The sequence below is a fragment of the Luoshenia tenuis genome, from assembly GCF_014384745.1.
Lineage (GTDB): Bacteria > Bacillota > Clostridia > Christensenellales.
The window spans coordinates 776,886-789,431 of the sequence record NZ_JACRSO010000001.1 but is presented as its reverse complement, the minus strand read 5'-3'; the positions used below and the strand labels follow the sequence as shown (position 1 = coordinate 789,431).

Sequence of the window (12,546 nt, the reverse complement as noted above, 5' to 3'; positions counted from 1 at the left end):
GAAGAAAATATGACGAGGATAAAAAATGTCGATTTGGATTATACAGGCGATTGGACGGAGGCGCTGATACAGGGCGATTTTGCCAAGCGGATAGAACGGGTGCGCGCGCAGTTGAAACGCATGGACGCGCAGGCCGCCCTTTGCACCGCCAACCCCAACCTTTTATATCTGACGGGCGGCATCTGCGATGGATTCTATTACCTGCCGGTGGAAGGGGAGCCGGTTTTCTTTGTGCGGCGGGGAGAGCCTGAAGTACCGGTGGGCCAGGTCGTCCGGGTGCGCAAGCCCGAGCAGATCCCATCGTGGCTGCAGGGCGAGGGGATGCCCCTGCCCGACAGGCTGGCGTTGGAAGATGAAGACATCTCCCAGGCGCTGTATGCGCGTTTAGCCGGAGCTTTTCCCAAGGCGCAGGCGCTGCCGGGCAGCCGGGCGCTGCGCCTGGCGCGCAGCGTAAAAACGCCCCTGGAGCTTTCCCTGATCGCCCAGGGGTGCCAGATTCAATCGGAGATCATCGCCGGTGCGGCGGAACTTTACCGCGAGGGAATGACGGATTGGGACTTTGCCTGCGCGGTGGAATATGCCTGCCGGCGCGAGGGACACCTGGGCGTATTCCGAACCTTTGGGGAGCGGATGGAGGCCCATATGGGCACGCTGCTGGCTGGAGACAACGCAGCGGCGGTTTCGCCCTACGATTTTGCCCTGGGCGGCGCGGGACGGCATCCTTCCTTGCCGGTGGGCCAGTGCGGCGCGCCGATCCTGGATGGACAGACCGTGATGGTGGATTTTTCGGCCAATTATAATGGCTATTTGGGGGATATTACCCGCGTATTTGCTAAGGGCGTGTTGCCCAAAGAGGCATACGCGCTCCACGAGCTGTCCCTGCAGATCCAGCGGGAACTGGCCCTGATGGGTAAACCTGGGGCATGCTGTGCGGCGCTGTACGAGCGCGCGCTGGAGATCGCCCGAGAGGGCGGCGCCCAGCGCTGCTTTATGGGGCTGGAGCGCCAGGCACGCTTTGTGGGGCACGGCTTAGGCATCCAGATCAACGAATTGCCGGTGATCGCCCAAACGGATACGGCGCTGGAGCGGGGCATGGTCATCGCGCTGGAGCCCAAGTTCATCGTACCGGGCGTGGGCGCGGTAGGTACGGAGAACACCTATGTCGTGATGGAAGAGGGCATGCGCTTGCTGACGCGATGTCCGCAGGATATCCTGCCGCTGTGAACCCATGGATGGGCCGCTAAAGGCCAGAATAGGAGCTAGAAAAGGATGTTCAAACACTGGAAAAAGGATATCGATGCAGTATTAAAACGCGACCCGGCGGCGACCAGCGCCTTTGAGGTATGGCTGTGCTATCCAGGGCTGCGGGCCATCCGCCGCCACCGCAGGGCCCATTGGCTGTACAAGCGCGGACATAAGCTGCTGGCGCGCATGGTCTCTCAGCGGACGCGGCGCATCACCGGCATTGAGATCCATCCCGGCGCGGTGATCGGCGAGGGCGTGTTTATCGACCATGGCTCGGGCGTGGTCATCGGTGAAACGGCGGTGGTAGGGGATTACTGCACCCTTTATCAGGGGGTGACCCTGGGCGGCACGGGAAAGGATACCGGCAAGCGCCACCCTACGCTGGGGCATAATGTGATGATCGGCTCAGGCGCAAAGGTTTTGGGCCCCTTTACGGTTGGGGATAACAGCAAGATCGGCGCGGGCTCTGTGGTACTTAAGGAGGTGCCGCCGGGCTGCACGGTGGTGGGCAACCCGGCGCGCATCGTGCGCCGGCCCGAACCCATTTTGCCGGACGAGGGCGAGCAGGCGGTGGATCTGGATCAGGTAAGGCTGCCAGACCCCATCGACGAGGAGATCTGCGATTTGTACAAGCGCATCGAACAGTTGGAAAACCGCTGCAAACGCCATACGGCCCAGCTGCTTTCGCAGGGCAAATTAGACCCCGGAGAGGAAAAATGCGGGGATTGAACCTAGAAAGAGTGGAAAAGGCGGCGCCAATTTGGCACCGCTTTTTTTAATTTCTTTGTACACAAGAGCGCGGATTCGTCTGTTGAGCGGGCGCGCAGGAGTGTGGTAAACTTGAACCAAGTAGGCTGCGCCTGACGAGAGAAAATTTGAAGGGGGCTAAACAAAATGAAAGAATACCTAACTTCGTTGCTGGAAAGTTTTGTGGCTAAAGAAGATGTAGCTGGTGTAAACGTGCTGGTCACTAAGGATCTGGAGCCGCTTTACCAAAAGAGCCTGGGTTTTGCGGATTTGGAGAACCGTACGCCCATGGCGCCGGATACGATCTTTCGCATCTTTTCGATGAGCAAGGTGATCACCTCGGTATGTATGCTGATCCTCTACGAGCGGGGGCTGTATAAGATGTATGACCCGGTGGAGGCTTATCTGCCAGGCTTTAAGAACCAGCAGGTGGCATCGGAAGGGTTGGATGGACGTATAACCCTGACGCCGGCGGCGCGGCCCGTGGCGATACGCGACCTTTTCACCATGACCAGCGGGATCCCCTATGGCAATGAGATTGGATACGTGGCCCGCAGGATGCAGGAGCTGTTTGAGGATGTAGCCGCTAAGGAGGGAACGGGGCAGTGCTATGATACGGTCTCTTTAGCTAACGCCATCGGCCAGGTTCCGCTTTGCTTTCAGCCCGGCGCGCATTGGATGTACGGCTTGTCCACCGATATTTTAGGTGCCCTGGTTGAGGTGATCGACGGGCGGACGCTGGGCAAGTTTATGCGCGAAGAGATCTTTGAACCTTTGGGTATGCGGGATACCGGATTTAAAATGCCGGCGGAAAAACAGGGGCGCATCGCCAAGATCTATGAGGTGGAACAGGGCTACCGGGTTTTTGACGCGAAGAGCAGCGGCATGTGCGAGCTTGAACGGATCGAATCCGGCGGGGGCGGGCTGATGAGCACTGCGGCGGATTATACGCGTCTGTGCCAGATGCTGATGATGGGCGGCACGCTGGATGGGCAGCGGATCCTGGGCCGTAAAACGGTAGACCTGATGCGTACCAACCACCTGACGGATGAACAGCGCAGGACCAGCGTTTGGGAATCTCAGCGCGGATACGGATACGGGCTGACCGTGCGGGTGCTGCAGGACCGTGCAGCCGCGGGTTCTAACGGCTCTGGCGGCGAGTTTGGATGGGACGGTATGCCGGGAACCTATATGTGCATCGACCCGGTGGAGAAACTCACGGCGGTATACCTGGTAGGGCGCATACCCGGCGCGCATGCGGACTTTATCCCGCGTTTCACCGCGGCGATGTATGCGATGCTGTAAGGGGAACGGAAGAACCAATGTAATAAAAAGTGTATAGCGGGTGGTGTAGAGCGAAAAGGGTTAACCCTTTTCGCTCTTTTTTATGTGATATTATAGTAGCTTTTATATACTGACAGTTGTAATACAGAAGGAAGAAGAAAGATTAGAATAACAAATATTTGGGATATATCCAACACTTTTTACTGAAGGAAACTACATAATAGTGACATATCAATCACTTCTTTGTTTTAGCTGGGATAAGCCCTTATTATACCGATATATTGTTGCTTTTGGGGGCATAATTCGGTGAAAGGCGGCGATTAGCTTCAACAGCGCACCACCTTTGCGTGAATTGAATCTGATTAATGCGCGACTTCTGTATAGATAAGTGACTTGTGATTTTGTGAGGGTGCAGAATCATGCGTTTGCTTGGGATGAGGTCGCTTAATACTACTAAATGGTAGCATAAATGCGGGTTTTATGCCACAAAATAGTAGCATTTCAGGCAAGGGGTGTTGATGCACGATGTACTTTCAGCGTCTGGAAGATCTACGAATTGACAAAGATAAAACCCAACAGCAGATTGCGGATATGCTGCACTGCAAAAGGGAGGTTTATCGTAGGTATGAAAAGGGAATACGGGAAATTCCGGTCTGGGCGCTTATCAAGCTGGCCTATTATTACAATACGTCTACGGATTATATCCTGGGCCTGAGCGATAAACGAGACCCGATACGATAAACTCCATCTGCCCAAACGAGCACCAAAACGCCGAAATCATGAGGCGTTTTTTGTTATTCAACCGATTTTTCTTTTCCCTTCCAGCGGTGCGGCTTCGCGCTTGACCAGGTGGCGGTAGGCGCCCGCGCCGGCCAGGGTCAGGATGGCGATCAGGCTCAAGAGCAAACCGGCCCCCCAGTAATTGGACTGCCCCAGGGCCTGGCCGCTAAAACAGGTGCTCAGCACCGCTGGTAGCCGGGCGGCCAGCATCAGGGGCAAAAAGTGCCTGGCGCGGCAGGGCGTTAGGCCGGACAGAATCACCAGGGTGGTTTTAGGCGTCCCCGGCACGAGAAAGAGCAGGTATAAAAGTAGGTTGAGCCTTTTCGCATCGGAAAAAAGCGGCAGGGCATAGACCCGCTGCATATCGATAAACAGCCCCGCCAGGCGCGTGGCAAATTTGCGGACGCAAAAGAAAAGCAGCGCGCTGGCCAGGGCGATCCCCGCAAGACAGAGCAGGGCGCCGGGCCACGCCCCGTATAAAAAGCCTGCGGCCACTTGTATCACGCTGGCTGGTACCACGGGCAACGCGGCCTGCAGGGCGGAAAAGCCGGCGATCACGGCCCAACCCCAAATGCCGCAGCGCTGTGCCAGCGCGTGGAGCTGGCGAGGGTCTTGAGCCAGCGCCAGGGCATCCCGCCCCAAGGTGAGCAGCAGAAACAAGAGCGCAGCGATCAGCGCCGCGGCAACGCCCAGGATCAGCCACCGCTTGCCGCGCAGACGGGCTCGCTCTTCAGGACTTATGATAAGATAACTTGTCAAGCGGGCAAACCCCGCCGCAAGTCGATTTTTTAAGCGCACGCCCAGGGCTCCTCTCCTATTTATAACACCGTTATCACAAAAAGTTTATCATTTTTACGCGCCGGATGCAAAGCAGACGCCTGCATTGCGGCGCTTTGCTATGCCCCAATGCGGCCGCACCCTGCCAGCGGGTGATGAATATACTGCATTATGGACCCCCGTAATTTCTCATGGCGGGCAAATGAATCATTAAAGGAGGCGTTTCCTATGGACACATCTCCCTTGGTCAAACTATCGGCTGTGGACTTGGTGTATCACACGCCGGATGGTGAAACCCAGGCGCTTGACGGGGTGGATTTTGAGGTTTACTCCGGCGAGTTTGTGGCCCTGGTTGGACCCAGCGGATGCGGAAAGAGCACGATCTTATCCCTGGTGGCGGGGTTGCTTGAGCCCAGCAGCGGCGAGGTGCTTTTAGCCGGGCAAAAGGTGAGCGGCCCCTCGCCCAGGGTGGGATATATGCTGCAGCAGGACCATCTTTTTGAATGGCGTACCATCTATTCAAACGCGATTTTGGGGCTGGAGGTACAACACAAACTGGATGCGGAGAGCCGGGCGTATGTGGAAGGGCTGTTACATACCTACGACCTATGGCAATTCCGCAATTATTTTCCCCATCAGCTGTCCGGCGGCATGCGCCAGCGGGCGGCGCTGATACGGACGCTGGCCGCAAGGCCCGATCTGCTTTTGCTGGACGAGGCTTTTTCGGCGCTGGACTACCAGACAAGGCTGGTGGTGTCCGGCGAGATTGCCGATATCATCCGCCGGGAGGGCAAGACGGCGCTGATGGTCAGCCACGATATTCCCGAGGCGATTTCGCTCAGCGACCGGGTGCTGGTCTTTAGCCAGCGGCCCGCCCACGTGCAGACCAGTATCCCCATTAACCTGCCCGCTGGCCCGGGCTTTGCCTTAAGCCGCCGGCACCACGCCGGCTTTAACGCCTACTTTAATCGCATTTGGAAGGAGTTGGATGTCCATGGGAAACAAGAAGCGGCCGATGCCGCCGTCTAGCCCGGCAAGCCCCCAGCAAGAAGCGTATCTGCACGGTCTGCGCGTCCATCACCGCCGGGTGATCTACGCGCGGCTGGGCCTGCTGGTCGGCTTTTTTGCGCTGTGGGAGCTGGCGGCGTTTTTGGGCTGGATCGATCCTTTCATCGCCAGCTCCCCCAGCCGCATGATGCGTACCCTATACGATCTAGTGGCTCAGGGGCAGCTTTGGCACCATCTTTATACCACGTTGTATGAGACGGTGATCGGCTTTGTACTGGGTACGGTACTGGGCACGGCCATCGCCATCGCGCTGTGGTGGTCCGCCACCCTGTCGGAAATATTGGAGCCTTATTTGGTCGTGCTCAATGCCCTGCCCAAAACGGCGCTGGGCCCGGTACTGATCGTATGGATGGGTGCGGGCACGCAGGCCATCATCACCATGGCGCTGCTGGTCTCGCTGGTGGTGACGATATTAAACGTGTTAAACGGCTTTTTATCGGTGGACAGCAATAAGATCATGTTGATGCGGACCTTTAACGCCAGCCGCGGGCAGCTGCTGCGCAAGGTGGTACTGCCGGCCAATGTGCCGGTGATCATCTCCGCGCTCAAGATCAACGTGGGCATGAGCTGGGTAGGCGTTATCGTAGGGGAATTTTTGGTCTCCACCGCCGGCCTTGGGTACCTTATCGTCTACGGCGGGCAGGTATTTAAACTGGACCTGGTCATGGCCTCGACCTTGCTGTTGGCCATTGCTGCTGCGCTGATGTATTATGGTGTAGCGCTGCTGGAGAAAAAGGCGCTGGCCATGCGCAACAATTAAAGTTGAAATAAAAGCAATGCCCCCATGATATGGGGGCATTTTCTTTAGCCAAATATTAAATATATTTAGTATTTGACGAGGGCGTTTAGCTGGATATATACTTGATCTAACGGGATTATGGGACTAAATTAATTTATTGAGGTGGCGGGAAGATGGATGTATTGCAGTTGAAGCAGATCGCGCTGGAACGCAGGCGGGATATCGTCCGGATGGATTATGCCTCCAGCGCCGGGCATGTAGGCGGGGCGCTGAGCTGTATCGATATCCTGGTGGCGCTCTACTTTGACGCGATGGGGGAGAAGGATCACTTTATCCAGAGCAAGGGCCACTGTGCAGAGGCGCTGTACAGCGTGCTGGCGGAGAAAGGGAAGATCCCCAAGGAGGAGCTGAACACCTATTGCCAGGCTGGCTCCAGGCTGTACGGGCATCCCACGGTCAAGGTGCCGGGGGTGGAGGTGTGCACCGGCGCACTGGGGCATGGGCTGCCGGTGGCGCTGGGGATGGCCAAAGGGCTTAAAGCCTCTGGCGGGCGGGTATTCGTTCTGCTGGGGGATGGGGAAATGGCGGAAGGCTCTAACTGGGAGGCAATCATGGCCGCGGCGCATTATAAGCTGGATAATCTGGTGGCGGTCGTGGACCGAAACCATCTGCAGATCAGCGGGAACACCGAGCAGGTGCTGGCAGCTGGCGATATGGCGGCCCGCGCGCGGGCCTTTGGTTGGGCCGCGGCCGATGTGGACGGGCATGACATGGCCGCGCTGACAAAGGCGCTCACGACGCTGCCGCTGGAGGCGGGTAAGCCCACGATGCTGGTGGCCCGCACCATAAAGGGCAAGGGCGTTTCCTTTATGGAGAATGACCCGCACTGGCACCACGGCGTGATGAACGCGCAGCAGTATGCCACGGCGCTGCGGGATTTGGGAGTGGAGGAGTAAGCATATGGAGAAGTTGGATTGCCGCAAGGCCTTTGCCGATGAACTGCTGGAGCTGGCCCGTAAGGATCAGGACATCATGCTGGTGGCCACCGACTCCCGCGGGTCCGCGGTGGTTGGCGAGATTGCCCAGGCGCTGCCGGAGCAGTTTCTGGAGATGGGCATCGCAGAACAGGACGCGGTGGGGGCCGCCGCCGGGCTGGCGCTCACGGGCAAAAACGTATTCGTTTGCGGGCCGGCCTGCTTTTTGGCCATGCGCAGCGCAGAGCAGGTGCGCATCGATGTGGCCTACAGCCATACCAATGTAAAGATCGTGGGGGTCAGCGCCGGGGTGAGCTATGGTTCGCTTGGGTCTACCCACCATACCACCCAGGATTTTGCGGTGATGCGCACCCTGCCCGGGATGCTGGTGCTCTGCCCCTCGGATGGGCGGCAGGCGGCGGCCATGGCCCGCTACCTAGCGGGATATGAGGGCCCGGCCTACCTGCGCATGGGGCGCGGGCCGGTGCCGGTGATCTACGATACGGTGGAGCGCAGCTTTACCCCAGGCAAGATCAACGTACTGCGGGAGGGCAAGGACATTGCCTTGATCGCTACGGGCGAACGGGTCTATTACGTACTGGAAGCCGCTAGAGAGCTGGCGCGCCAGGGGGTGGAGGCCGCGGTGCTGGATGTGAGCACGATCAAGCCCTTTGATGTGGAAACAGTGGTGCGCTATACGCAGGGCTGCCCGGCTATGACGATTGAGGAACATCACCCCTTTGGCGGATTGGGGGATGCGACGGCCTGTGTACTGGGGCCGCTGGGGCGCAGGCTGCACCGCCTCTCCCTGGGGGACGAATGGGCGGTGTGCGGATCGGCCAGCGAGATCGCCGCGCACAGAGGCATGGACGTGAAGGGCATCGTGGCCAGCGCGCTGGAGCTGACGCGGGGGTAGCAAGATGGCGAAGGTGACGTTTAAGGAGATCGCAAAGCAAGCGGGGGTATCCCCCTCCGCGGTCTCCATTGCGCTGAACAACCAGCAGGGGATCAGCGACGGCACGAGGGCCCGCGTGCTGGCCGCCGCGCGGGAGCTGGGGTATGTGCGCAAGCCCCTGCCCACGCTGGCGCAGGTGATCCCGGTGCGGCTGGTGTGCTACCAGAAGCACAGCCTGGTGGTGGAGCAGACCCCCTTTTTTGACGCGCTGTTTGACGGGATACAAAAGAGCTGCCGGCGGATGGGCGCGGCGCTGCAGATCTATTACGTGCAGGAAAGGGACGGCAACGAGGAGGAGATCCAGCGCCAGCTCAACCTACATCCCGAGCAGGGGGCTATATTACTGGCCACGGAGATGAACGAGGCGGATGTGCGGCGCTGGATGGATAAAGTGCCCAAACTGGTGGTGCTGGACAGCTACTTTGGCACGCTGAAGGTGGATACCGTCGCCATTGATAACGAAGAAGGGGCCTATGAGGCTACCCGGTTTTTAATCGACAAGAGCTATGAAACCATCGGGCATCTAAAAAGCGCGGTGGATATCAACAACTTTAGGGAGCGGGAACGGGGCTTTGTGCGCTGCATGGGCGAGGCCGGGCTGCAAAGCAGGGCGGATATATCGCTGGAATCCACGCTGCACGGGGCCAAGCGGGATATGGAAGCTTACCTGAACGCGGGCGGAACGCTGCCCCGGGCCTTGTTTGCAGATAACGACATTATTGCGCTGGGCGCCATACGCGCCATGCAGGAAAAAGGCATCGACGTGCCTGGACAGGTGGAAGTGGTGGGCTTTGATAACCTGCCCTACAGCCAGCTGGCCAGTCCGCCTTTTTCCAGCTGCTGTGTGTTCAAACACCAGATGGCCCGCATCGCGGTGGGGCGTTTGGCGCAGCTGCGGGAGACGCGCACGGGCGCGCACCAAAAGATACGCGTGGCCACCGAGTTGGTAGCGCGCGGATAAGGGGGAAGAAAATTGCGGTATATTTTAGCGATCGATCAAAGCACCTCCGCCACCAAGGCGGCGATCCTTTCGGAAGAAGGCGAGCAGGTATGCTCGGCCAGCCTGCGTCACCGGCAGATCTATCCCAAACCCGGCTGGGTGGAGCACGACGCGCAGGAGATCTACCAAAACGTGCTGCAAACCTGCGGCCAGGTGCTGGAGCACTTTGAGGCCCAGGGCGGGGGAGAGCTGGCCGCTATGGGGATCTCCAACCAGCGGGAGACCGTGGTGCTCTGGGATCAGGCGGGCAGGCCCGTGGGCAACGCCGTGGTGTGGCAGGACAGCCGCGCCCAGAGCGTAACGGACGCCTTTACGAAGGAGCAGGCCGACCTGGTGCGCAGCCGCACGGGGCTTAAACTCTCGCCGCTGTTTGGCGGGGCGAAGATCGCCTATCTGCTGCAGGGGGACAAGGCCCTGCGCGAGATGGCGGACGCTGGCAAACTGATGGGCGGTACGGTGGACGCGTACCTTTGTTACCGGCTGACCGGGGAATTTAAGACCGATTACTCCAATGCCAGCCGCACCCAGCTGATGAACCTGGAAGCGCTGGCCTGGGATGAAGACTGCCTGAAGCTCTTCGGCATCCCCAAAGAGATGCTGCCCCGGCCCGTGCCCAGCGACAGCGTGTTTGGCTATACCACACTTGGTGGGCGGCTCAAAGCCCCCATCCCGGTCTGCGGCGTACTGGGGGATTCCCACGCGGCCATGTTCGCCCAGGGCTGCCATGGGGTAGGGGATACCAAGGCCACCTATGGCACGGGCTCCTCCATCATGCAAAATACGGGCGGGGAATTGAAGTGGGTCGAGGGGATATCCACCACCATGGCTTACGCCTGCGGCGGCAAGGTTTACTATGCGCTGGAGGGCAACATCAGCCACGCCGCGGATACCGTCAGCTTTTTGCTGGACCTGGGCGTGCTGAAGGATGCGGCGGACAGCGAGGAGATGGCAAAGGCTCTTTCCGGGAACGATGGGGTATACCTGGTGCCCGCCTTTACGGGGTTGGGGCCGCCCTGGTGGGACGCCCATGCTCGGGCGCTGATCTGCGGCATCAGCCGGGATACGGGGGCGGGGCATCTGGCGCGGGCGGCGCTGGAGGCCATCGCCTATCAGGTGGAGGATATCCTGGGGTGCATGGCCCAGGCCGGCCTGCGGCCGACCCAGCTCAAGACGGACGGCGGGCCTACGGCTAACGGGTTTTTGATGCAGTTTCAGGCGGACGTCAGCCAGGTGCCGGTGGACGTGGCGGACGGCAGCAACCTGTCGCTGCGGGGCGCGGCGATGATGGCGGCGCTGGGCGCCGGGGTGTTAAAGGATGAAGCACAAGCGGTCGCCCTGCGCCACAGCGCGGGCCGGTATGCGCCCAAAGCCGACGCCGAAAGCGCGGCAAAATGGATGGAGGGCTGGCACGGCGCCGTGCAGCGGGCCACCCTGCGGCCCGGGCAATAGCGCATACTTCCCAAGTTGCCAAACATAACGTGAATGAATTGAACAGAAAATGGACGAAAGATAGAGGAGGTTTTGGGTCATGGTGTATGGCGTAATCGTATCCAACCGCAGCTTTTTCCCCGACCATCTGGTAGAGGAGGGGCGCGCGGAGCTATTGGCGCTGTTAAAGGAGATGGGTCACGAGGTGGTGACCCTGACGCCCCAGGATACCGAGCTGGGCGCGGTGGAGACCGTAGCGGATGGGGATAAATGCGCGGCGCTGTTCAAATCCCGTCAGGATATCGAGGGGATCATCTGCTGCCTGCCCAACTTTGGCGACGAGGTGGCGGTGTCCACCGCCATCCGCCGCAGCGGGTTAAACGTGCCGGTACTGGTACAGGCCTGCGACGATGCGCTTGACAAAATGGACCTGGCGAACCGGCGGGACGCGTTTTGCGGCAAGCTCTCCCTTTGCAGCGTGCTACGGCAAAACGGCATCCCCTATTCGCTGACGCAACTGCATACCTGCGCGATCCGCAGCCCGGAGTTCCGGGCGGATCTGGAAAGGTTCGCGGGTATCTGCCGGGTGGTAAACGGCCTGCGGCGCGCGCGCATCGCGGCCATCGGCGCCCGGCCCACGGCCTTCCAGACGGTGCGCTATTCTGAAAAGCTGCTCCAGCGGGACGGCATTTATGTGACGGTGTGCGATATGGCCGAGATGATCGGCCGCACGGAGGCGCTGAAAGAGGAGGACCCGCGCGTGGTCCAGGCTTTGCGAAAGCTGACGGGCTACGCGCCCAGCCCTGCCGCCAAGCCGGAGGAGCGCGTGCGCATTGCCAAGCTGTATGTGGCGATGAAGGAATACCTGCAGGAGAACAATTGCGACGCGGGCGCCGTACAGTGCTGGGACGCGCTGGAGAAATACTACCACTGCGCCCCCTGCGTGGTGATGAGCATGCTGGGGCAGGAGGGCATCCCCCTGGCTTGTGAGATGGACGTGATGGGCGCGGTGTCCATGCTGGCGCTGCGGCTGGCTGCGGGCCTTGCCCCCGGTTATATGGACTGGGACAACAATTATGGGGATGACCGGGATAAGTGCGTAAACGTGCACTGCTCCAATTACCCCAAGGACTTTTTCGGCGGCCCGATCGACGAGGTGGGGCATCTGGACATCCTGGGGACGACGCTGGGCCGGGAAAACTGCTTTGGCGCCTGCAAAGGGCGGGTAGCCCCGGGGGAGATGACCTTTATGAAGGCTTCTACGGACGAGTTTACCGGCAAAATGCGGGCCTATATGGGCAAGGGCGAATTTACGGACGATCCGTTAAACAGCTTCGGCGGGGTGGCCGTGTGCCATGTGCCGGGTTTGCAAAAGCTGTTGCATACTCTGGCGGAGGAAGGGTTTGAGCACCACGTGGCCCTGACGCGTGGGGACTGCCTTTCCATCCTGCGCGAGGCGCTGGGCAAGTACATGGGTTGGGAGCTCACCGTGCACGAGGGTTAAACCAACAAAGTGGATACAGGAAAGCCGCCGGAAATTTTCCTGCGG

The 12,546-nt window shown here is 59.6% G+C and carries 12 protein-coding genes; 11 read left to right on the top strand and 1 reads right to left on the bottom strand.

Annotated features, from left to right (window positions below; genetic code table 11):
- Positions 1-9 precede the first annotated feature (9 nt).
- The 4 genes from H8699_RS03780 to H8699_RS03765 all read left to right on the top strand — a co-directional run bounded on the left by H8699_RS03780 (position 10) and on the right by H8699_RS03765 (position 4,017).
- On the top strand, positions 10-1,224 hold the full coding sequence (locus H8699_RS03780) for a M24 family metallopeptidase (protein ID WP_249284546.1): 1,215 nt from the start codon (positions 10-12) through the stop codon (positions 1,222-1,224).
- Positions 1,225-1,269: 45 nt separating this feature from the next.
- Positions 1,270-1,974, top strand: a complete 705-nt coding sequence (cysE, locus tag H8699_RS03775; RefSeq protein WP_249284545.1) for a serine O-acetyltransferase — start codon at positions 1,270-1,272, stop codon at positions 1,972-1,974.
- A gap of 165 nt (positions 1,975-2,139) precedes the next feature.
- A complete protein-coding gene (locus H8699_RS03770) occupies positions 2,140-3,297 on the top strand; it encodes a serine hydrolase domain-containing protein (RefSeq protein WP_249284544.1) in 1,158 nt (385 codons plus the stop codon).
- Positions 3,298-3,801: 504 nt separating this feature from the next.
- A complete protein-coding gene (locus tag H8699_RS03765; protein ID WP_138295113.1) occupies positions 3,802-4,017 on the top strand; it encodes a helix-turn-helix domain-containing protein in 216 nt (71 codons plus the stop codon).
- Positions 4,018-4,074: 57 nt separating this feature from the next.
- Here the strand turns inward: H8699_RS03765 and H8699_RS03760 are convergent, their stop codons facing one another.
- Positions 4,075-4,815, bottom strand: a complete 741-nt coding sequence (locus H8699_RS03760; protein ID WP_249284543.1) for a TVP38/TMEM64 family protein — start codon at positions 4,813-4,815, stop codon at positions 4,075-4,077.
- A gap of 246 nt (positions 4,816-5,061) precedes the next feature.
- Between H8699_RS03760 and H8699_RS03755 the strand changes: the two genes are divergently transcribed.
- The 7 genes from H8699_RS03755 (at position 5,062) to H8699_RS03725 (ending at position 12,501) form a co-directional block, all read left to right on the top strand.
- A complete protein-coding gene (locus H8699_RS03755) occupies positions 5,062-5,862 on the top strand; it encodes an ABC transporter ATP-binding protein (protein WP_249284542.1) in 801 nt (266 codons plus the stop codon).
- The gene (locus H8699_RS03750; protein ID WP_249284541.1) at positions 5,828-6,661 is read left to right on the top strand and encodes an ABC transporter permease; all 834 of its coding nucleotides are present in this window, start codon (positions 5,828-5,830) and stop codon (positions 6,659-6,661) included. The genes H8699_RS03755 and H8699_RS03750 overlap by 35 nt, the downstream gene beginning before the upstream one ends.
- Positions 6,662-6,813: 152 nt before the next feature.
- Entirely contained in the window at positions 6,814-7,596 is a 783-nt protein-coding gene (locus H8699_RS03745) for a transketolase (protein WP_249284540.1), read from the top strand.
- A gap of 4 nt (positions 7,597-7,600) precedes the next feature.
- Complete coding sequence (locus H8699_RS03740; protein ID WP_249284539.1) at positions 7,601-8,530, top strand: transketolase family protein; 930 nt, start codon at positions 7,601-7,603, stop codon at positions 8,528-8,530.
- Between the two features lie 4 nt (positions 8,531-8,534).
- Positions 8,535-9,530: a LacI family DNA-binding transcriptional regulator gene (locus tag H8699_RS03735; protein WP_249284538.1), complete on the top strand. Its 996-nt coding sequence runs from the start codon at positions 8,535-8,537 to the stop codon at positions 9,528-9,530.
- A gap of 12 nt (positions 9,531-9,542) precedes the next feature.
- Positions 9,543-11,018 (top strand): FGGY family carbohydrate kinase, encoded by a 1,476-nt coding sequence (locus H8699_RS03730; protein WP_249284537.1) that lies wholly within the window; start codon positions 9,543-9,545, stop codon positions 11,016-11,018.
- Positions 11,019-11,097: 79 nt separating this feature from the next.
- Complete coding sequence (locus tag H8699_RS03725; protein WP_249284536.1) at positions 11,098-12,501, top strand: L-fucose/L-arabinose isomerase family protein; 1,404 nt, start codon at positions 11,098-11,100, stop codon at positions 12,499-12,501.
- Positions 12,502-12,546 lie beyond the last annotated feature (45 nt).

What these genes read in the sequence shown, in the direction of transcription:
- H8699_RS03780 (WP_249284546.1), top strand. Translation starts at nt 10, where the DNA reads ATGACGAGGATAAAAAATGTCGATTTGGATTATACAGGCGATTGGACG.
- cysE (WP_249284545.1), top strand. Translation starts at nt 1,270, where the DNA reads ATGTTCAAACACTGGAAAAAGGATATCGATGCAGTATTAAAACGCGAC.
- H8699_RS03770 (WP_249284544.1), top strand. Translation starts at nt 2,140, where the DNA reads ATGAAAGAATACCTAACTTCGTTGCTGGAAAGTTTTGTGGCTAAAGAA.
- H8699_RS03765 (WP_138295113.1), top strand. Translation starts at nt 3,802, where the DNA reads ATGTACTTTCAGCGTCTGGAAGATCTACGAATTGACAAAGATAAAACC.
- H8699_RS03755 (WP_249284542.1), top strand. Translation starts at nt 5,062, where the DNA reads ATGGACACATCTCCCTTGGTCAAACTATCGGCTGTGGACTTGGTGTAT.
- H8699_RS03750 (WP_249284541.1), top strand. Translation starts at nt 5,828, where the DNA reads ATGGGAAACAAGAAGCGGCCGATGCCGCCGTCTAGCCCGGCAAGCCCC.
- H8699_RS03745 (WP_249284540.1), top strand. Translation starts at nt 6,814, where the DNA reads ATGGATGTATTGCAGTTGAAGCAGATCGCGCTGGAACGCAGGCGGGAT.
- H8699_RS03740 (WP_249284539.1), top strand. Translation starts at nt 7,601, where the DNA reads ATGGAGAAGTTGGATTGCCGCAAGGCCTTTGCCGATGAACTGCTGGAG.
- H8699_RS03735 (WP_249284538.1), top strand. Translation starts at nt 8,535, where the DNA reads ATGGCGAAGGTGACGTTTAAGGAGATCGCAAAGCAAGCGGGGGTATCC.
- H8699_RS03725 (WP_249284536.1), top strand. Translation starts at nt 11,098, where the DNA reads ATGGTGTATGGCGTAATCGTATCCAACCGCAGCTTTTTCCCCGACCAT.